This is a genomic window from Campylobacter showae, from assembly GCF_963515975.1.
In the GTDB taxonomy this organism is placed as follows: domain Bacteria; phylum Campylobacterota; class Campylobacteria; order Campylobacterales; family Campylobacteraceae; genus Campylobacter_A; species Campylobacter_A showae_F.
Genome location: NZ_CAUPZM010000015.1, coordinates 35,721 through 55,114 on the forward strand (window position 1 = coordinate 35,721; position 19,394 = coordinate 55,114).

17 protein-coding genes and 1 CRISPR repeat array are annotated in these 19,394 nt (G+C 46.5%); of the genes, 7 read left to right on the plus strand and 10 right to left on the minus strand.

From position 1 onward, the window contains the following. The first annotated feature begins 69 nt into the window (after window positions 1-69). The 4 genes from RWM02_RS06685 (at window position 70) to RWM02_RS06700 (ending at window position 5,912) form a co-directional block, all read left to right on the plus strand. Window positions 70-1,734 (plus strand): CTP synthase, encoded by a 1,665-nt coding sequence (locus RWM02_RS06685; RefSeq protein WP_314070378.1) that lies wholly within the window; start codon window positions 70-72, stop codon window positions 1,732-1,734. A gap of 236 nt (window positions 1,735-1,970) precedes the next feature. After that, window positions 1,971-2,123: a hypothetical protein gene (locus RWM02_RS06690; protein WP_314070381.1), complete on the plus strand. Its 153-nt coding sequence runs from the start codon at window positions 1,971-1,973 to the stop codon at window positions 2,121-2,123. After that, the gene (gene recJ / locus RWM02_RS06695) at window positions 2,113-3,684 is read left to right on the plus strand and encodes a single-stranded-DNA-specific exonuclease RecJ (RefSeq protein WP_314070412.1); all 1,572 of its coding nucleotides are present in this window, start codon (window positions 2,113-2,115) and stop codon (window positions 3,682-3,684) included. Before RWM02_RS06690 ends, recJ begins: the two co-directional genes overlap by 11 nt. A gap of 230 nt (window positions 3,685-3,914) precedes the next feature. Beyond that, complete coding sequence (locus RWM02_RS06700; protein WP_314070384.1) at window positions 3,915-5,912, plus strand: TonB-dependent receptor domain-containing protein; 1,998 nt, start codon at window positions 3,915-3,917, stop codon at window positions 5,910-5,912. Window positions 5,913-6,178: 266 nt separating this feature from the next. Here the strand turns inward: RWM02_RS06700 and RWM02_RS06705 are convergent, their stop codons facing one another. The 7 genes from RWM02_RS06705 to fliK form a co-directional block, all read right to left on the minus strand. Further along, complete coding sequence (locus tag RWM02_RS06705) at window positions 6,179-6,397, minus strand: hypothetical protein (RefSeq protein WP_314070387.1); 219 nt, start codon at window positions 6,395-6,397, stop codon at window positions 6,179-6,181. Between the two features lie 144 nt (window positions 6,398-6,541). Further along, on the minus strand, window positions 6,542-7,174 hold the full coding sequence (locus tag RWM02_RS06710) for a protein-L-isoaspartate(D-aspartate) O-methyltransferase (RefSeq protein ID WP_314070390.1): 633 nt from the start codon (window positions 7,172-7,174) through the stop codon (window positions 6,542-6,544). Continuing rightward, the gene (locus RWM02_RS06715) at window positions 7,171-7,941 is read right to left on the minus strand and encodes a carbon-nitrogen hydrolase family protein (protein WP_314070393.1); all 771 of its coding nucleotides are present in this window, start codon (window positions 7,939-7,941) and stop codon (window positions 7,171-7,173) included. The genes RWM02_RS06710 and RWM02_RS06715 overlap by 4 nt, the downstream gene beginning before the upstream one ends. Beyond that, on the minus strand, window positions 7,928-8,950 hold the full coding sequence (locus RWM02_RS06720) for a ribonucleotide-diphosphate reductase subunit beta (RefSeq protein WP_002950951.1): 1,023 nt from the start codon (window positions 8,948-8,950) through the stop codon (window positions 7,928-7,930). Before RWM02_RS06720 ends, RWM02_RS06715 begins: the two co-directional genes overlap by 14 nt. Before the next feature lie 143 nt (window positions 8,951-9,093). Next, window positions 9,094-10,725, minus strand: coding sequence for a flagellar hook-basal body complex protein (locus RWM02_RS06725; protein ID WP_314070396.1), 1,632 nt, complete (start codon window positions 10,723-10,725; stop codon window positions 9,094-9,096). A 4-nt stretch (window positions 10,726-10,729) separates the two neighbouring features. Continuing rightward, entirely contained in the window at window positions 10,730-11,434 is a 705-nt protein-coding gene (locus RWM02_RS06730) for a flagellar basal body rod modification protein (protein ID WP_314070397.1), read from the minus strand. Between the two features lie 47 nt (window positions 11,435-11,481). Further along, window positions 11,482-12,870, minus strand: a complete 1,389-nt coding sequence (fliK, locus tag RWM02_RS06735; protein ID WP_314070399.1) for a flagellar hook-length control protein FliK — start codon at window positions 12,868-12,870, stop codon at window positions 11,482-11,484. A 118-nt stretch (window positions 12,871-12,988) separates the two neighbouring features. On the opposite strand from fliK, the gene typA reads away from it, so the two are divergent. The 3 genes from typA to RWM02_RS06750 all read left to right on the plus strand — a co-directional run bounded on the left by typA (window position 12,989) and on the right by RWM02_RS06750 (window position 15,553). Further along, a complete protein-coding gene (gene typA, locus RWM02_RS06740; protein ID WP_314070402.1) occupies window positions 12,989-14,797 on the plus strand; it encodes a translational GTPase TypA in 1,809 nt (602 codons plus the stop codon). A gap of 232 nt (window positions 14,798-15,029) precedes the next feature. Further along, window positions 15,030-15,290 carry a heavy-metal-associated domain-containing protein gene (locus RWM02_RS06745; RefSeq protein WP_122862304.1) on the plus strand — a complete coding sequence of 87 codons (261 nt, stop codon included), beginning with the start codon at window positions 15,030-15,032 and terminating at the stop codon, window positions 15,288-15,290. Beyond that, window positions 15,287-15,553, plus strand: coding sequence for a heavy-metal-associated domain-containing protein (locus RWM02_RS06750; protein WP_009494797.1), 267 nt, complete (start codon window positions 15,287-15,289; stop codon window positions 15,551-15,553). Before RWM02_RS06745 ends, RWM02_RS06750 begins: the two co-directional genes overlap by 4 nt. 172 nt (window positions 15,554-15,725) lie before the next feature. Continuing rightward, window positions 15,726-17,393: direct repeats of the CRISPR family, unit length 30 nt; unit sequence GTTTCAAACTCCAACGGAGTAAATTTTAAC. 388 nt (window positions 17,394-17,781) lie between these two features. Here RWM02_RS06750 and cas1 read toward each other — a convergent pair. The 3 genes from cas1 to RWM02_RS06765 all read right to left on the minus strand — a co-directional run. Further along, a complete protein-coding gene (gene cas1, locus RWM02_RS06755; RefSeq protein ID WP_314070407.1) occupies window positions 17,782-18,780 on the minus strand; it encodes a CRISPR-associated endonuclease Cas1 in 999 nt (332 codons plus the stop codon). 66 nt (window positions 18,781-18,846) lie between these two features. Further along, complete coding sequence (cas2, locus tag RWM02_RS06760) at window positions 18,847-19,125, minus strand: CRISPR-associated endonuclease Cas2 (protein WP_314070415.1); 279 nt, start codon at window positions 19,123-19,125, stop codon at window positions 18,847-18,849. A 5-nt stretch (window positions 19,126-19,130) separates the two neighbouring features. Next, the coding region (locus RWM02_RS06765; RefSeq protein WP_314070409.1) for a Dna2/Cas4 domain-containing protein at window positions 19,131-19,394 on the minus strand (264 nt) is incomplete at its 5' end.

Here is a 19,394-nt window from a genome sequence, read left to right on the forward strand (position 1 = left end):
ATTTATGTTCACAAGCGTTTATAAATTTTAAATAAGGTATAATCTCGCTAAAAATTTAAAAGGCGCGATATGCAAAAAAATCCAAACGAAACAAAGTATATTTTCATAACGGGCGGCGTGCTAAGCTCGCTAGGCAAGGGCATCGCGGCGGCTTCTATCGCCACGCTTCTTAAAAATACCGGCCTAAAAGTAAGCATGCTAAAAGCAGATCCCTACATCAACGTGGATCCGGGTACTATGAGCCCGCTCGAGCACGGCGAGGTTTTCGTCACCGACGACGGCGCGGAGACCGATCTGGATCTTGGACACTACGAGAGGTTTTTAGACGAGAGCCTAAGCCAAGATAACAACTTCACGACCGGCCGCGTTTATAGCTCCGTCATCGAAAAAGAGCGCAGAGGCGACTATCTGGGCAAAACGATCCAAGTCATCCCGCACATCGTGGGCGAGATCGTTGATCGCATTAAAAAGGCGGGAGAAGGTCGCGACATACTGATCGTCGAGATCGGTGGCACGGTAGGCGACATCGAGGGCTTGCCGTTTTTGGAGGCTATCCGAGCCCTTCGCGTCGAGGTAGGCCGCAAACGCGCGATGAATATCCACCTAACCCTCGTTCCGTTTATCAAGGTTGCGGGCGAGCTAAAAACCAAGCCTACTCAGCACAGCGTCGGCGAGCTGCGCCGTATCGGCATTAGCCCCGATATGATCATCTGCCGCGCCGAGCAGCCGCTAAACCGCGAGCTAAAAGATAAAATCGCTGCCAGCTGCGGCGTAGAGCGCAACTGCGTCATCGAGAGTATCGACTCGGCCAGCATCTATCAGGTGCCGCTCGCGTTTTATAACCAAGATGTTTTAACCCCGATCGCCGAAATTTTAAATTTGGGCGAACTAAAGCTTGATATGCGCAACTGGGACAGCCTAGTTAAGCGCATCATCGCTCCGACAAAAGAAACCACGATAGCATTTGTGGGCAAATACGTCGATCTAAAAGAGAGCTACAAGAGCCTAACCGAGAGCATCATCCACGCGGGCGCGAGCCTTGATGCGAGAGTAAATTTAAAGTGGATAGATAGCGAAAAAATCGAGCCTTCAAACGTCGATGAACTACTAAAAGACGTGGGCGGCGTGCTTGTCGCGGGAGGTTTTGGCGAGCGCGGCGTGAGCGGTAAGATCGAAGCGATAAAATACGCCCGCGAAAACGGCGTGCCGTATCTTGGCATTTGTCTGGGCATGCAGCTAGCGCTCATCGAGTTTGCTCGCAACGTGCTAAAGCTAGAGGACGCAAATTCGGTCGAATTTAAGCCAGAGTGCGTAAATCCTATCATCTACCTCATCGATAGTTTCATCGACGCGCACGGACGGGCGCAGATACGCACGCACCAAAGCCCGATCGGCGGCACGATGAGGCTTGGCGCTTACGCCTGCGACGTGAAGCCAGGCTCATTGCTAAGCCAAATTTACGGCGGCGCTAAATGTATCAAAGAACGCCACCGCCACCGCTACGAGGCAAATCCGAAATATAGAGCCGAATTTGAAGCAAACGGCCTGATAGTTAGCGGCGAGAGCGACGGACTGATTGAGGCTGTCGAGCTTAGCTCGCCTGCAGCAGGCGCCAAAAACTCGCATCCGTGGTTCGTCGGCGTGCAGTTTCATCCGGAGTTCACCAGTCGCCTAACAAACCCAAATCCCGTAGTTTTGGGTTTTATCAAAGCTAGTCTGGAAAAATCAAAATAATCAAATTTAGAGCCGCACGGCTCTAAATTTCTTTCATAAATTTACTTCCATTAAATTTAAAATTTTACGCTTGCGTTCACCTTTTTAAAAACGTTAAATTTGTAAAGAGTATCAATTCTACAAAGCTCTTAAACCCGCATCAGACCTGTAATTTCGCCGCTTTGTTTACAATTATAAGAAATTAAATTTCAAAAAGCTATAATTTGCGCATTAGAAAATAAAAAAGAAGGAAAAAGATGAAATTTGAACCAAAATTTAGCCTTTTTTGCGGCGCGACAGGGGTAAATTTGACCCCCGAGGCGAGCAAAAATTTAGGCAAAAACGGTAGTAAGGCGGCGAAATTTGACGGCGAGGCTTACGCAAAAGCCCGTCAAAACGATGTTAAATAAGGAAAAGATAAAGGAATTACTGAGCCAAAGATTTGAAAATGACATTCACAAAAAACTTTCAGAAATTCCTACGCCCGATGCGTTAAAGGATGTATTTAAGGGTGCCGAGCGTATAAAACGCGCGATCGAGCAAAACGAAAAGATCGTCATCGTCGGCGACTACGACGTGGACGGCGTGATCGCCAGCGTCATAATGGCCGAGTTTTTCGACGATTTAGGCGTTAGCGAGTATTTCGTGCGTATCCCAAATCGCTTTAGCGACGGCTACGGGCTAAATCCGCAAATCGTCGAGGAGATCGCAGACGCCAGCCTCATCGTGACCGTAGATAACGGCATCTCGGCAAACGACGCGGCTCAAATTTGCAAGCAAAAGGGCATCGATCTCATCATCACCGATCACCACATGCCCCCTGATGTCCTGCCCGAGGCCTATGCGATCATAAATCCGAAGCAAAAGGATTGCCACTTTCCAAACGTCGAAATCTGCGGCGCTCAGGTGGCGTGGTATCTAGTCGGCGCACTAAAAGACGTGTGCCGCATCAACTACGATATGGGTAAATTTCTCGACCTCCTGGCTATCGCGATAATCGCCGATATGATGGAGCTTCGCGACCTAAACCGCATCCTGGTTAAGCTTGGCGTAAACCGCCTAAATAGCTCGCGCAGGCCCGCATTTACCGCGATAAAGCAGCTCTACGGCAAGGATAAATTCGAGTGCGACGACATCAGCTTCCTCATCGCGCCGCTCATCAACTCCTCGGGCCGTATGGACGATGCGAGCGTTTCTTTTGAGTTTTTGCGCGCCAAAAATTTAGACCGAGCTTGCGAGTGCCTCGACACCATCGTGAGCTTTAACAACTCGCGTAAGGAGGAGGAGCGCACGCTTTTTGAGTGCTCGCTAAAGGACGTGCGCGAGGACGAGCATATTATCGTGACGTGGGGCAGGGGCTGGCACGAGGGCGTCATCGGTATTGTCGCATCGCGTCTTGCAAAGCAGTTTAAAAAGCCCGCCATCGTCTTTAGCATCGACGAAAACCGCGCCAAAGGCAGCGCTAGAAGCGTGGGCAAGCTAGACATCCTCTCGCTCATCGCTAGCCACGAAAATTTGCTCGCGGGCTACGGCGGACACAAGGGGGCAGCCGGTATCGTGATAGATCCGGCAAATTTAGAAGCGTTTAAAAACGCGATAAATAGCTCGTGCATGCTGATGGATTTGCACGAATTTAGCGCGTTTGACGAGCCGTTAGGCGAGATAGAAGCCGGCGAAGTGGACTTTGAGCTGCTTGAAATTTTAGAGCATTTTGAGCCCTACGGACAGAAAAATCCGCGCCCGCTCTTTGAGATCAAATCCGCCGTCGTCAAAAATAAAAAACTAATCGGCAGGGAGCAAAATCACCTAAAACTCATCCTGCAAAAAGATGGCAAGTGCCTTGAAGCGCTGTTTTTTAACTTCACTCGCGAGCCGCATGCGGGCGAGAGCATAGACCTAGTTTTTTCGGTATCGAAAAACTCATTTCGCGGACTCGTCACGCCGCAGCTACTGGTAAAAGAGATTTTGTAAATTTAATCTCGGTTTCGTTAAACTCAAATTTGATGAAACCGAGATTACTTAAATTTATAATTCTAATCCGTTGAAGTTACTTTTCTATACACTTAACGCAAACGACTGAAATATCAGAGTTTGAGCTAAATTTCACACAAAATAATTAACATTACATAAATATTCATACTTTATTTAAGTCGATTTTTGCTTCAATTTCAATATTAAATATTAATTTTGCAGGAGCGAAAATGAAAATTTCTTACGTTTTGGCGCTGACCATGGCGTCAAATTTGATACTTAGCGCCGAGGAAGCGGTAAGCCTGAGTCCCGTTACCGTCTCGTCAAAAATGCAAAAATCAGCCCTCGACGAGCCGACTAATGCGCAAATAGTCGGCAAGGACGCGATACTGGAAAACAGTGACATCGCCAAATCGCTTTCAAATTTGAACGGCTTTACGATGGAGCGTAAGGGCGGAGGCGGTAGCGAGGTTTATTATCGTTCGCAGACGGCGGCTAGGCTGCCGGTGTTGATCGACGGTAGCACGCTAAACGGCGGCTGCGGCATGCGTATGGATACGCCCATCACCTACATCTCGGCGCAAAACTACAGCTCGGTTCGTATCGTAAAAGGCCCGCAAGACGTCAGATACGGCGCGCTCATTAGCGGCGGTATATTTTTCGATAGAGAGATAGCAAGGCTGTCAAAACCGAGCTTCGGAGGAAACGTAAGCGTGCTGGGCGGCAGTTTTAAGCGGTTTGAAACTACCGCGGACGTAGCAGCCGGTAACGAGCTAGGCAGCATAGAGGTTTCCGGCGGACACTACGAAAGCGGCGATTATAAAAGCGGCGGCGGGCAGAAAATGCATACGCACTATAAACGCAACAGCGTCTCGCTCGTGGGTACGCTAACGCCCACGGAAACTACCGCATTGCAGTTAAGTGCGGATCTGGGGGAGGGCGAAGCGGCGTATGCCGATAGGATGAGGGACGGCATACAGTTTGACCGTAAATCTTTCGGGCTCAAATTTGAACAAGACGTCGGCGAGCACAAGATCAGGCTAAGCTCGTATTATCATCAAATCGACCATATAATGGACAACTTCACCATGCGTCCGGTGGTGCCGGGTACGGGGCCCGGCAAGGGATATAGCATCAGTCATCCGATACGCGATATGTACGGCTTTAAGCTAGAAGGCGAGTTAAATTTCGATAATCTAACCAGCTTCATCGGCGCGGGTTATTCGCAAGACTCCTTTAAATGGCGAGGCGCCGGAACGGGCGGAGCCGGCGTATCTAAAGCCGAAATGGACGCCGCCGTATCAAAGCCGCACGTAAAAGAGCGTAAGGTAACGTATAAAACGATATACACTCAAAACGAATACGTCCTTGAAAACGACTACGGGCTTTTTGGCGGACTTAGGCTGGACGCGGGCGAGAGAAAACTGTTAAAAACGCATAAGAGTAGGAAAGAAAATTTATTCTCAGGCTTTTTTAGATACGAAAAATATCTGCAAAATTTAACGCTTTATGCGGGATTAGGACACGCGCAAAGGATGCCCGATCACTGGGAAACGAACAAGGACGCAAACCTAGCGCTACATAAGGAAAGAAACACGCAGCTGGATTTTGGCGCAGTGCTAAAAGATAAAAACTACGAACTAAACGCGAATTTCTTCGTCTCAAAGATGGATGATTATATCATGCTAAAATATAATACTATGGGCATGTCCTCAGACGCCTTTAATACCGACGCCTTGCTATACGGCGGCGAGATAGAGGGCACTACGCTGCTAGCCGATATGTTTAGGCTGGTGGCGGGCGTATCCTACGTCTACGGCAAGGTGACTAAAAACGCGGGCGGCCTAAAAGACGGCGACGCGCTGCCTAAGGTTTCGCCTCTAGCGTTTAAACTAAGCGCCGGCTTAGAAAAGCCAGACTGGTTCGTCAAAGCCGACTTCTACGCTAATGCGTCGCAAAACCGCGCGCAAAAAGGCTACGGCGACGTGGGCGGCATGGACCTGGGCAAGAGCGATAGCTTTTGGACGCTGGGGCTAAGCGCGGGCTATAAATACAAAAATTATCAATTCTTGCTAGCGGCGGAAAATCTAAACGACGCCAAATACGCCTATCATAACTCAAAAGGCGGCTACGGCGGCGGTATCGCAGGCTACGAGACTATCCCGAACGGCACGAGGCTTTATGAGCCGGGCAGAAGCTTTTGGGCAAAATTTAAGGTACATTTTTAGGGCGTAGCTCGGTTAAATTCGGCGCGGTTTTGGCTTTATGCTTTGTTTTTAAGCCGCTCCGAATTTATACTAACGTCAAATTTGACGCGCCAGGCTTTTATGGATCTTGCCGGTTTTGGGGTTTGCAAATTTGCGTGCGTTTTTTGCCGCTTGGCAATCAAATTTGAAGTTAAATTTTGAGAATGTAAATTTGAAAACGAGAAAATAGTATAAGTATTTAAAAAGCGGGAAATTTGAATAGAAATTTCGGGGAAATCCCCCGAAATTTAAGCTCTTTTATTCTCTAGGCGATTTAAAACGGGTTTTAAAAACTCGTCAAATTCATCTTGCGTTAGCACTCTTTTGCCTAGTTTTTCCTTACACTCTTTACCGAGCTCGCAAAGTACCTCGCGGTTTGCGATGCTTTGAGCCTTGCCGTGTCTTGCTAGCACCGTGTTTAGCTCGTGTTCCTCTGAGAAATTAACCAACTCGCAATCTGTTGCCATTTTAGCTCCTTTGTTAAGAATTTGTGCGATGATTATACAGTTTTAGGTTTAACGTATGGCTAAATTTACGTGATAAACGAGTTTGCGTAGTTAAATTTAAAGGCGGCGCTCGTAAAGTAACGGCGTCAAATTTGACGCTCCGCGCTACTCTACCCCGCCCAAAAGCGGTACGAATAAGCACTCGTCAAGCGCTTTTTGCGTTATCTCGCCGCGAGCATCCTTTGTAAATTTGACGATAAACTGCTTGCCGTCTTTTTTGATAGGAGCTACTAAAATGCCGCCGTTTTTTAGCTGGTTAAAAAGCGTCTGCGGCACCTGCTGCGCTGCGGCTGAAAGCAAGATCCTGTCGTAGGGCGCGTAGCTTTTCCAGCCGACGTTTCCGTCGTCAAAGCGCACGTGGACGTTGTGGATTTTAAGTACCTCAAAGCGTTTTTTGGCTTCGCTTGCGAGCTTTTCGATGCGCTCGACGCTAAAAACCCTGTGTGCCAAATGCGATAAAATCGCCGCCTGATAACCGCTACCGCAGCCGATCTCTAGGGCGTTGTCGATATCTTCGGCCTCAAGCGCCAGCGTCATTTTGGCTACCGTTAGAGGCGAGCTGATCCATTGATTTCCGCCGATAGGCTGAGCGTCTAGGCTGTACGCGTGGCGAGTGACGGGCGCAAAGATCTCGCGCGGAGTGTCGCAAAGAGCCTTATAAAGCGAGGGCGTCAGAGTGAGTATATCGCCGATCTCGTCGGCCATGTTTGTGCATTTTGATTTTTCAAGAGCGGTCATAAAAGCCCCAAATTCCGTTTGGTTTCAAGGATCAAATTTGAGTCAAATTGAGCCTCTTTTGCAAATTCGCCGCTCGGCAAAAATACTCCTGAAAACTCCAAATCAAGCGAGCTTGCGGCTACGACGTAGCAGCTATTGGCAATCGCTAGAGCCTTGCAAAGCGTAAGATATGCGTCCTCGCGCGCCTTTCCCCACATCGCGGGCACGAGGATGATATCGCAGCCCTTTAGCTGCTGCCAAAGATGGGCAAATCTAAGCTCAAAGCAAATTAAAACGCCGATTTTTAGCCCTTTAAAATCAAACGGCTTTATCGTCCCGTCGTCACCCGCAGCAAAAATTTCGTGCTCTAAATTTGGGCGAAAAAGCTTTGATTTATTTTGCGTATAAAAGACGTTTTGGCTGTTTAGCAGGATAAATTCGTTGTAAATTTCGTTTTTTTGCGCCTGCGTGATCGAAATTTGCGCGAGTCCTTTGGCGCGGTTTAGGCTCGTTAGGTGCGTTAGTCCGAGGAGTTTATCGGGACTTAGCGCTTCTTGAAGAGCCTCAAAAAGTATAGCATCAAAGCTACCGATAGAACCGCCCAGCATTGCTCGGTTTGCCCCGCTAAAAAATCCGTCGAAATCATACCCGCTCACGCACAGCTCGCTAGCTAGGATAACCGAATTTTCGGGTGCGGCGGCGATTTTTTCTAGTAGTTCGTCCTGTCTTTGCCGGCAAGTCGGCGCAGTTAGGACGATAGGGCATAAATTTGGACTAAAAGTCGTCAAAACTGATGCTTCCTTTGCTGTAGTTTGTCACCTTTGCTTCAAAGAAATTTGACTTCTGGTCGTTAAATTTAGCAAAATCATCGACCCATTTGATCGGGTGAGGGACGTTGTAGCGGCGTTTCAGTCCGATGGCGACTAGGCGCTGATCGATGAGGTAGCGGATGTATTGCTCGATGATGTCGTCAGTAAAGCCCATGATCTGGTTTTGCGTGATGTATTTGCCCCATTTGATCTCAAGCTCGCCCGCGCGCTCGAACATGTCGTAAATTTTAGCTTCCGTCTCAGGCGTGAAAAGATCGGGACGCTCGGTGCGGACGCTATTTATCATGTTTTGAAATAGCAACAGATGCGTGATCTCGTCGCGCTGGATAAAGCGGATCATCTGCGCGCTGCCTAGCATCTTGCCCGCACGCGCCAGAGCATAAATCGCCGTAAAACCGCTGTAAAAATAAATGCCCTCTAAAATTTGATTCGCCACCATGGCTAGCAGTAGCTTTTCGTCCGTTACTTCGCCCGCTAGCTCCTCGTAAACGCTTGAGATGTAGTCGTTTTTCTCGCGCAAAACCTCGTCGTGCTTTTCCATCTCGTAGATCAGGTCGGTGTTGTCGCAGATAGCCTCGACCATGACGGCGTAGGACTTGGAGTGATTAGCCTCCTCGTAGGCTTGGCGCGCTAGGCAGGCGTTGATCTCGGGCGCGGTGATGTACGGGTTGATGTTGTCGGCTAGGTTGTTTGTCTGGAAGCTATCCATCGAGATGAGCTGGCTCCAAACTAGATCGTACATGCGCTTTTCGGCCTGCGTGAGGTTGTAGGCGTAGTCGCGTACGTCGTCGGTGGTGTCGACCTCTTTTGGAAACCACGTGTTAGCCTCCATCAGGTCCCAGAGCTTGAGCGCCCACTGGTATTTTGCCTTGGTGAAATTTAAAATGCCGTGCGGATTGCCGTTAAATACGCGGCGATCGGTCAAATTTTCGTTTGAGCTTGGGTTGTAGATTCGTTTTCGGTTCATGTCTTTTCTTTGTTTTGTAAAATTTGGGGCTGATTTTAGCTAAAAATTTATTTAGATATCTTGAAGCAAGCTATTTGATCGCGTTAAATTTGGCTTTTACGGTTAAGACTAAATTTAACCCGCGTCAAATTCGCGGGTTAAATTTAGCGCTTTAGCTCGATTGCGCGCTGGAGCATTTCGTTGCTAGTCGTTATGCTCTTGGCATTAGCGTCGTAGGCTTTTTGCGTGACGATGATCTCCGTTAGGGCCTGCGCTAGATCGACGTTTGACTGCTCGAGCGTACGACTGGCGATTTGGGCGCCGTAGATGCTTTTGCCGCCTGCATCTTTGTAGAAAAACGCCGCGCCAGAATTCGCGCTTTGCGAATAGATATTATCGCCCATTTTTGCAAGGCCTTGCTCGTTTTGGAAGTGATAGAGCGCGACTTTGCCGACGGAGCGGACTTGGCCGTTTGTAAACTGCGCCAAGATATTGCCCGAATTATTAGTGTGATAATCCTTTAAAATGCCCTCTGGTACGCCGTCTTGGGCGATCGAGATGCTTTTTGCTTGCGCAGTACTGGTGACTCCTGAGTAAATTTGACCCGCAGCCACGGGAGTGCCGAAGTCTAGCTCGATTTGAGAGCCGCTACTATCTATCGAAGCCAGGGTTGTGCTAACCAATCTGCCCTCGTGATCGAAATTTAACTCGCCGTTAGAGTTTGAGATCACTGCGCCGCTTGCGTCTTTTACGGTGGCTACCGCGTCCCAAACTGTACCGTTGGCGCCCTGAGGTATGCGTTTTGTTAGCGTTAGTTCAAGTTTATTTTTCGTGCCGTCCGCATTTAAAAGCTCGGTTGCGTATTTTTCCTGATTTGCTACTTCTTTGGTTGTGTTTATCTTGGCTGTTAAATTTGGCGCTGTGGCTAGGTCAAAATCATTTTCAAATTTTTGACTTATGCTCCAGTTGCCGTTTTCGTCGATCGGAGCGCTAAATTCAGCCGTTTTGCCGTTTGCGTCGGTTGCCGTTACGGTGATTAGATCGCCTTTTCTTGGGCGAGTTATCGTAGCATCAGCCGTGACTCGTCCTCGTAAATTTATGGTTCTAGAGGTGTTATCTATGTTGCTATTGTAGGTTGCCGCATCGACTGGCAATGTGATAGGCTCGGTTTTAAAAGATGAGTCGAGATTGCCTTTAAAAGTTAGCTTTGAGGTCGGTTTGGTCGGTAGATACAAAAACTCCGGTAGGCGAATCTTGCCCTGAGAGCCGATGTCGCCAAGGTCAAGGTCGGTCGTGTCAATGCTTGGCGTGTAGGCCTGCGTGACTGCAGCCGTGCCGTTTACTCTACCAAAAGCCTCTATCGCGCCCGGACTAGGAGCGACCTGGGTTAGCGCGTTTTGGGTACCTAGGACGTAGTTGCCCTGATTTGTTACGAGATATCTGTCTTTATCTACGCCAAAGCTACCGGCGCGCGTATAGTAGGTGCCTGAGCCGTTCGTTACGCCGAAAAATCCTTTGCCACCGATCGCCATATCTAGGTCGTTATCGGTTTTCATAAACGGGCCTTGCTTATAAAAGCTAAGCGCCGTCGTCATGCCCGTAGCGCCAAGGCCGACTTGGTCCTGCGTCGGGTTATTGCCCGCGGCGATGGAGGTTTGATAAAAGATGCTTTTAAATTCGGGTATCGAAGCGGTGAAGCCGACGTTATTTATGTTGGAGACGTTGTTTGCCCACACGTCCATACCAAACCCCTGCGTTCTGACGCCGCTAACGCCGTTATATAGGCTTCTTACCATGGATTTATCCTTTTGACGGCTCGGTAAATTCTTTGACTTTGTCGATGCTGACGTATTGTCCGCCGACCTTTACTTGCGCGATGCCGTCGATAAATTTAACGCCCTCTACGAGATAGTTGCCTACGCCACCGCTTTTGGCTTTACCCGCGAGATCTACGTAGTTTATCTCTACCGAGTAGGTGCCTGCTTTTGCGTCGTTACCTGCGCTATCTTTGCCGTCCCACTCGAAGTTGTTTGCGCCGGCTTTTGCTTCGCCAAACTCTAGCGTTCTTACGAGTTTGCCGTTATTGTCTCTTATGTTTATCGTGCCGCCTTTTGCTGCACTTTCTAAAAACCCTGCAAATTTGACGCCCGCGCCTTCTTCTTTTACGATGCCGCTGTCGCCGATTTTAGCCATCTTGCCGAGCACTCCGACGGCGTACATATTTGTGCTATTTTTTAGCTGGTCGGCTAGCTTTTGCATCATTTTGTTTGTGTTTTCTTGCATTTCAAGCGAGGCTAGCTGGCTAGTTTGGGTTAGCATTTTTTCCGTGTCCATAGGACTTGTCGGGTCTTGATACTGAAGCTCGGTCAAAAGAAGTTTCATAAAAGCGTCCTTGTCTAGCTGGGCGTTTGGATTGGTGCCTGCGGCCTTTTGTAGGGCGTCCGCTGATTTTTTGGCGGCCTGGTTGTTTACCGTAAAGTTATTGGTCTCTAGTCCGTTTGCCATCTTTTATCCTTTAAATTTTTATATCTCAAGCAAATTTGATTCCAAATTTACACGTAGCGTGGAACGACGAGCTCTAAACGAGGCGCAGTCGGTTCGCCTTGCTCGGCGTCGTCTGAGCTAAATTTGGAGCCTTTGTAGCTCTTTTGCCCTTGCTCTTTTTTAGGATGATTTTGATCGCTAAAGTTCATCTCAAGCTCGGTAAAGCCCATGTTTACGAGGCTGTTTTTAAACTCGGCCTGATTTTGTAAAAACAGGTTCATCGTCTGCGTATTTGAGTTGAAATTTATGTGCAGATTGTTGCCACGATTTACCATCGTGATCTCAACTTCGCCCAAATTTAGCGGATTTAGCGTGATGTTAAAGCGCATAAACGGCGATTTGTAGGCCGCGACTTGCTCTTTTAAATTTGAGCTAAAGTTATCAAACGTTTCGCGCACGGCTTGGAAATTTCTAGTTTGAGCCTTTGCGTTTGAGATCACGTCTTTTACCATCGCGTTTAGTTCGCTATCGCTATTTTGATTGCTATTTTGTTCGGTCTGCTCGCCTTGATCTTGCTCTCTTTCCGGATACAAAAGAGACTGCAAATTTACCCGTTTTTCTTCTTTTTTATCGGCTTTTAAAATTTCATCCGCCGCACTATTGTTCTCCGGCTTTTCTTTTACGTTCTTGGCGTTTAGCGCGCTTATATTTTCTTCGCTTACCTCTTCTACTTTGTTTACGGTCGTTGTTTCATTGCTCTGGGTTTTTGGTTTAGAAACTTCTTGCAGTAGCTTATTTAGCGTATCTTTTGGCTCTGGCTCGTTTGCGTTTATGGCCTCTTCGACCTTGTTTTTTAGCTCGCTAAATGCAAAATTTTTCTTAGGAGTTACGGGTTCAAAGAAATCTTTTTTCGCCAAACTCGGAAATTTCTCGCCTAGCTCGTCGGCCTGAACCTGCGTCACTTCGATATTTTCCAGACCCAAATTTAGCTTATTTGCAATCTCTATTAGCTCGTTTAGATTTTTAGCTCCCCTTAGCTCGTTTAGAGTCGTTTCGTTTGATAGCGCTTTGGCTAGGCGATTTTCGAAATTTGGAAATTTGCTGATTTTCTCGCCGCCGCTAAGCATCTCTAAAATTTGCAAAAGCTGCATAAAGGTCGCATTTTCAAACAAATTTTCCGCCGCTTCCTCGCCTAAAATTTCTTTTACGTCCGTGCTTTGGATGGGCGCTTTAGTTTGCTGATTTTGAGCCGTTTGGGTGGATAAATTTACCGCTTTTGCCATCTCTTTTAGATCTTTTTCGCTTAAATTTTCGCCCTTTTTAGCGGCCGCATCTAGCACCATAGAGAGAAACTCGCCGTCCTCTTTGCCGCCTTTTTGCGCATTTTTGCTCTGTTTTTTCACGCCGCCTTTGATGCTCGCGTCAAATGATAAAATATCGTTTTGAGTAGTCTGCATAAAAACCCTTTAAATTTAACTTTCATGAGCCATGCAAGAAACGTTCCAAAATAGCTTTATTATTTTTATAAGGAAAATTTGGCTAAAATCAGCCCTATTTTAATAACGGAGAAAAATTTTGGAAAAGATACGAAACATCGCCGTCATCGCTCACGTCGATCACGGCAAAACTACGATGGTTGACGAGCTTTTGAAACAATCGGGTACTTTTAACGAGCACCAAGCCGTCGGCGAACGCGTGATGGATAGCAACGACATCGAGCGCGAGCGCGGCATCACGATCCTCTCGAAAAACACCGCGATCCGCTACAAAGACACCAAAATCAACATCATCGACACCCCGGGCCACGCCGATTTTGGCGGCGAGGTAGAGCGCGTGCTAAAGATGGTCGACGGCGTTTTGCTGCTCGTAGACGCGCAAGAAGGCGTAATGCCGCAGACTAAATTCGTCGTGAAAAAGGCGCTCTCGCTCGGCCTTCGCCCGATCGTCGTCGTAAATAAAATCGACAAACCCGCAGCCGATCCGGATCGCGTGATAAACGAGATTTTCGACCTTTTCGTAGCGCTTGAGGCAAACGACGAGCAGCTAGAGTTTCCCGTCGTTTACGCGGCGGCTAGAAACGGCTACGCGAAGTTAAATTTAGCCGACGAAAACGTAAATATGCAGCCGCTTTTTGAGACGATTTTGTCTCACGTTCCGGCTCCTAGCGGCGATATAAACAACCCTTTGCAGCTTCAGGTTTTCACGCTTGATTACGACAACTACGTCGGTAAAATCGGCATCGCGCGTATCTTTAACGGTAAAATTTCTAAAAACCAAAACGTGATGCTCGCTAAAGCCGACGGCACGAAAACGACGGGTAGGATTTCAAAGCTCATCGGCTTTTTGGGTCTTGAGCGCCGCGATATAGACGAGGCGCAGGTGGGCGATATCGTGGCGATAGCGGGCTTTGAGGCGCTGGACGTCGGCGATAGCGTCGTAGATCCAAACTCCCCTATGCCGCTTGATCCGCTAAAAATCGAGGAGCCTACGCTTAGCGTCGTATTTAGCGTAAACGACAGTCCGCTAGCAGGTACCGAGGGCAAGCACGTAACCTCGAACAAGATCGACGAGCGACTATCCGGCGAGATGAAAACAAACATCGCGATGCGCTACGAAAACATCGGCGAAGGTAAATTTAAGGTTAGCGGCCGCGGCGAGCTACAGATAACGATTTTGGCCGAAAATATGCGCCGCGAGGGCTTTGAGTTTTGTCTCGGACGTCCGGAAGTTATTGTCAAAGAGATCGAGGGCGTGCGCTGCGAGCCGTTTGAGCTACTAGTGTGCGACGTACCGGACGAGTTTAGCGGCACCGTGATCGAAAAGCTCGGACGCAGAAAGGCCGAGATGGTCTCGATGCACCCGACCGGCGACGGGCAGACGAGGATCGAGTTTGAGATCCCTGCGCGCGGTCTCATCGGCTTTAGAAGCCAGTTTTTGACCGATACGAAAGGCGAGGGTATCATGAACCACAGCTTCCTCGAGTTTCGCCCGCTCATCGGTAGCGTCGAGCACCGCAGCAACGGTGCTCTAGTGTCGATGGAAAACGGCGTGACGCTAGCGTATAGCCTCTGGAACTTGCAAGATCGCGGCATCCTTTTTGTCGATCCGCAAACCAAGACCTACGTAGGCATGATCATCGGCGAGCACAGCCGTCCAAACGATCTGGACGTAAACCCGATCAAAGGCAAAAACCTAACCAACGTACGCGCTAGCGGCTCTGACGACGCTATCAAGCTCGTACCGCCTAGAAAGCTCAGTCTAGAGCGCGCTCTGGAGTGGATCGAGGAGGACGAGCTAGTCGAAGTCACGCCTTCAAACATACGCGTGCGCAAACGCTATCTAGATCCGACTATGCGCCGCAGAATGGCAAAAACAAAAGAATAAATTTTATAAATTTAGCCTGCAAGTTATGCTTTTTGCGGGCTAAATTCCCCTCTTGATTTTCCCGCAATATTTTTCCATCCGCTTTAAATCAGCTAAAATTTGACGTCAAATTTTAGTTTTAAATATAAGAAAAAAGTAAATTATATTACATTTTAATATAAATAAAAATAATAAATATATAAGAAATATAGTGATACAATTTCACATCAAATATTATTTTCAAGGAGCGATGATGAAGAAAATTTTACTTTTGGCGGCGATTTGCGGCGCTGTTTTTGCGGAGCAAACCTATGAACTAAACGTGCCGAATATGAACTGCGGCGGCTGCGCTAAGAAAATCGAAGATGCCGCAAAGGGCGTCAAAGGAGTCACCGGAGTGAGCTTTGATCTAAAAAGCAAAGACGTAAACATCACCGCAGATAGCGGCGTGAATGTGATGGATATCGTGCATGCGATCCAAGCCAAAAAATACAAAGTCGGTATCAAAGAATGAAAAAGCTAGCTCTAGCGCTGGCGCTTTGCGCGGCGGCATTTGCGGACAAGACTTTGGTTTACGAGATCCCCAATATGGCCTGCGTGAGCTGCTACGAGGTCATCACGCAGACGCTAAATACGCTTAACGGCGTGAAGAAATTCGAGGTAAATTTGGAGGCTAAAACGGCCGACATCGTCGTCCAGGACGATTTTGCGGAAAATACGGTCGTAGAGGCGCTCAAAAAACAAGGCTATCAGGCGATTTTAAAATCCGCTAAATAGCATTCATCGGTCGTATCTGAGGCTAAATTTACGATTTTGATCTCGGATACGGCTTTTTGAAAACGTAAAATTTATCTGCGAATTTTATACGATACCCTCTTTAAAACATTGCATCGCTTCAATGGGGTAAATTTTAGCATTTAATTCACTCAAGCAATTTTCTCGAAAATTAGTTTCAAACTCCAACGGAGTAAATTTTAACAACACATACTTGGGCTATGGACTCAACACTTGGAAGTTTCAAACTCCAACGGAGTAAATTTTAACAAGAGAGCGAGGGGGCAAGTGTAAAAACACACCAACGTTTCAAACTCCAACGGAGTAAATTTTAACTGAGATTTTCCACCAGGTAAAGAAATTTGCTTTTGTTTCAAACTCCAACGGAGTAAATTTTAACTAAAAAGCCCCCTAAAATACGGGCCAAAAACGCACGGTTTCAAACTCCAACGGAGTAAATTTTAACTTTATCGGTCTTTTTTTCTATCTTATAAGCATTAGTTTCAAACTCCAACGGAGTAAATTTTAACCATTTGAATTTGTGGTATAGGGCGAAGTAATTAAAGTTTCAAACTCCAACGGAGTAAATTTTAACGATTTTTTGGTTGTATGGTAGTTGTTGGCGGGTAGGTTTCAAACTCCAACGGAGTAAATTTTAACCGTCTTTATACAAAGCCGAAACCGCTATCATAGAGGTTTCAAACTCCAACGGAGTAAATTTTAACATTTATATGGACCAAGCTATACTTACTATTGTTAATGTTTCAAACTCCAACGGAGTAAATTTTAACAACTCGGTTTTCACGACAAAAAACTCGGTTTATCAAGTTTCAAACTCCAACGGAGTAAATTTTAACAAGAGGGCGTAGAATTTGATGTAGTCAATCGCGAGTTTCAAACTCCAACGGAGTAAATTTTAACTTCATCGACTTCTTGTTTCGTTACGGTTTCTGCAGTTTCAAACTCCAACGGAGTAAATTTTAACTTCAACCCAACCCTCTTCCGGTTCGGAAGGATCAGTTTCAAACTCCAACGGAGTAAATTTTAACTCATTGCCGTTGATTTCTTCTTGAGCTTTTCTATTTTGTTTCAAACTCCAACGGAGTAAATTTTAACAAAAACGGCATTTGCGTTTTTAAAATGTTTGCAAGTTTGTTTCAAACTCCAACGGAGTAAATTTTAACCATTAGCTCTAGCCGCAACGCCGATTGTGGGATTCGGTTTCAAACTCCAACGGAGTAAATTTTAACGGTCATATTTTGTTCAAACAAACTCCCATCTTTGTTTCAAACTCCAACGGAGTAAATTTTAACTAGAAAGGGTTAAGCTCGTATCGTGCTGGTAGATGAAAGTTTCAAACTCCAACGGAGTAAATTTTAACCTTGCAAAGCTTAAGGTTATTTTTAAACTCGCGTGTTTCAAACTCCAACGGAGTAAATTTTAACGCGTCCGAAACATTGAAAAATACGTCATCGTTTCTAACGGTTTCAAACTCCAACGGAGTAAATTTTAACACGGTATGAGATAAAATCCTAGCATCGTGAGTTCGTTTCAAACTCCAACGGAGTAAATTTTAACTAGTCCTGGTCACGGTGACGGCTCTGGCTTTTACGGTGTTTCAAACTCCAACGGAGTAAATTTTAACATTAAAAATAGTATCGGGAGTCCGAATTTCTCAGCCATGTTTCAAACTCCAACGGAGTAAATTTTAACGAAAAATCTAATCAGTTTTCTATATCTTACGCTAGTTTCAAACTCCAACGGAGTAAATTTTAACAAATAGTAACCGTCGTAAAAAGCAGGTATTGGTTCAGTTTCAAACTCCAACGGAGTAAATTTTAACAGCACCAAAATATACATTTTTAGGGCTATTAAAACTCAAAGTCTATATTTTTACGCCTTAAATTTGCATAAAAAGCAAAATAGTATCGATACGAAATACCCTAAATTTCGTTATTTATAAAATCTTAGAAAAAGCTTCATCGAGATGATTTAGATTTTAAAAATGACGCATAGAAATCAAATGGCCCGCTGCGATAAGGTAACTCAACAACCCCAATCCGCCCGCAACGACAAAAGCAAATTTTATAAGTTGGGCGCATTTTGTATTTTACCACAAACATCCAAAGCAAAATCGCAAACGCCATTTTAACGTAAAACAAACACCGTAGCAAGGGTGCAAAAGTCAAATTTGACTTTAAAATGACGCCCCTACCAACAAAATATCAAATTTACCCCCACCTAAATCCCTCATAAGGCGCATCTTCGCAGATACATTTCTTGATCTGATTAGCCTCGCGGCGGATCACCTGCCGCCATGTGAGATTTTGCCCGCCCAGCGAAACCGTTTCGCCAAGCCTCGCGATCATTTTTAGCTCGATCTTTTGCACGGCGTCGTTGCTAAATTTTATCCGCCCGGCGTCGGTTTGAAAGTCCTTTGCCGTGATCTCCTTTTTATTTAGCATGCTAAAAATCAGCGTATCGCCCAAAATCGGCTTAAAAATCTCCGCAAGATCTAGGTGCAGGCTCAGCGCGCGGTAGTTTGGCTCGTGCAAAAAGCCGATACGCGGATCAAGCTCGGTTTTGTAAATTTCGCTAAGGCAGACGTTATAAATGCGCGTATTTACGTAGCTTATGAAGCTGTTGATTTTATCGGCGGGCGGGCGCTTGGAGCGGACGGTAAATTTAAAGCTTTTTTGATCCGCGATTATCTCATTCCACTTTTCGTAGTAGAGCTTTTGAAACGCCCCTTCTACCGCCATTATCGCAGGCACGTCCGCGGCGGCGTTTAGCGCCTCTATATGGGGCGAGACGTCAAATTTTACGCCGTGTCTTTTACAGTTTGCCGCGTCGTTTAGGATGTGCGCGCGAGTGATCTCGCGGGCGATGTAGGCGCGCTTAATGGGATCGTCAAAGGCGCGAACCTGATTTAGTAGCACAAAGCCGCTTTTATTGACCGAGTTTGAGGTGTTTGGATAAAAGTTGCCGCGAAAGCTCTGATATGAGCTAAAAACGTGCAAAAGGACGTTGTTATCCGCCAGAAACGCCATAGTGTAGGTGTCGATCTGCACTTTTGCCAGCACGTAAATTTCATCGATCGCGTTTATCGGCAAAATTTTACTAGCGACGACCGCGCCCGTATCGTCAAATTTGTCAAAATAGATATTGTTATCTTGCCTACGAAGCCTGCCTGCACTCAAAATAAAATGCGTCCTGTCGCTTTTTTGCATCTTTTTTCCTTAAATTTAGCCGGGATTTCAAGCGCCGTCAAATTCGGCAAATTTACGCGAGCAAATTTAACTAAACAGCGCGCCGCTTTTATCCTGTCCGATTACGATACGCTTGGAATACTTCAGCGAATTAAACGTGTAAATCACGATAGAATCGAGCTCGCTAGCGCACTCTTTTTGTAAAATCGCGGTTAGTTTTTTAAAATCGCTCTCACGAATCTCGCCTTCAAAAACGGAAAACTGCACGCGCGGCAAAAACTTCTCGACCGCCTTTCTGATGCGGTTTGCGTTGTTTTTCTCTTTTTGCTCGGCGCCGGCGATGTCGTAAAATAAAATGGCGTACATCAAATCTAACTCACGCAATATCCGCTATAAGCGCAGTTTGCGCAAAATTTGCCCTGCGTAAATTTCGGCGGTCGCTCTAGATTTACGAGTGCCGTTATCTCGCTTAAAATTTGCTCGATTAGAGCGAAATTTTCGCTGCTATCCTCCACTAAAATCACCTTTTTACCGCTGATTAGTTTGCCTTTTACCTCTTTTAAATTTAAGCCAGTTTTTAAAAGATAGATGTAAAAAAGTAGCTGCATCTTGCCCGCAAGCTCGTTTTTTAGGCT

Excerpts from the sequence above, each read along its gene's own strand:
- RWM02_RS06745 (WP_122862304.1), top strand. The coding sequence starts at position 15,030 with ATGAAGAAAATTTTACTTTTGGCGGCGATTTGCGGCGCTGTTTTTGCG.
- recJ (WP_314070412.1), top strand. The coding sequence starts at position 2,113 with ATGTTAAATAAGGAAAAGATAAAGGAATTACTGAGCCAAAGATTTGAA.
- RWM02_RS06720 (WP_002950951.1), bottom strand. The coding sequence starts at position 8,950 with ATGAACCGAAAACGAATCTACAACCCAAGCTCAAACGAAAATTTGACC.
- cas1 (WP_314070407.1), bottom strand. The coding sequence starts at position 18,780 with ATGCAAAAAAGCGACAGGACGCATTTTATTTTGAGTGCAGGCAGGCTT.
- RWM02_RS06710 (WP_314070390.1), bottom strand. The coding sequence starts at position 7,174 with ATGACCGCTCTTGAAAAATCAAAATGCACAAACATGGCCGACGAGATC.
- RWM02_RS06685 (WP_314070378.1), top strand. The coding sequence starts at position 70 with ATGCAAAAAAATCCAAACGAAACAAAGTATATTTTCATAACGGGCGGC.
- RWM02_RS06750 (WP_009494797.1), top strand. The coding sequence starts at position 15,287 with ATGAAAAAGCTAGCTCTAGCGCTGGCGCTTTGCGCGGCGGCATTTGCG.
- RWM02_RS06700 (WP_314070384.1), top strand. The coding sequence starts at position 3,915 with ATGAAAATTTCTTACGTTTTGGCGCTGACCATGGCGTCAAATTTGATA.
- cas2 (WP_314070415.1), bottom strand. The coding sequence starts at position 19,125 with ATGTACGCCATTTTATTTTACGACATCGCCGGCGCCGAGCAAAAAGAG.
- fliK (WP_314070399.1), bottom strand. The coding sequence starts at position 12,870 with ATGCAGACTACTCAAAACGATATTTTATCATTTGACGCGAGCATCAAA.
- RWM02_RS06725 (WP_314070396.1), bottom strand. The coding sequence starts at position 10,725 with ATGGTAAGAAGCCTATATAACGGCGTTAGCGGCGTCAGAACGCAGGGG.
- RWM02_RS06690 (WP_314070381.1), top strand. The coding sequence starts at position 1,971 with ATGAAATTTGAACCAAAATTTAGCCTTTTTTGCGGCGCGACAGGGGTA.
- RWM02_RS06705 (WP_314070387.1), bottom strand. The coding sequence starts at position 6,397 with ATGGCAACAGATTGCGAGTTGGTTAATTTCTCAGAGGAACACGAGCTA.
- RWM02_RS06730 (WP_314070397.1), bottom strand. The coding sequence starts at position 11,434 with ATGGCAAACGGACTAGAGACCAATAACTTTACGGTAAACAACCAGGCC.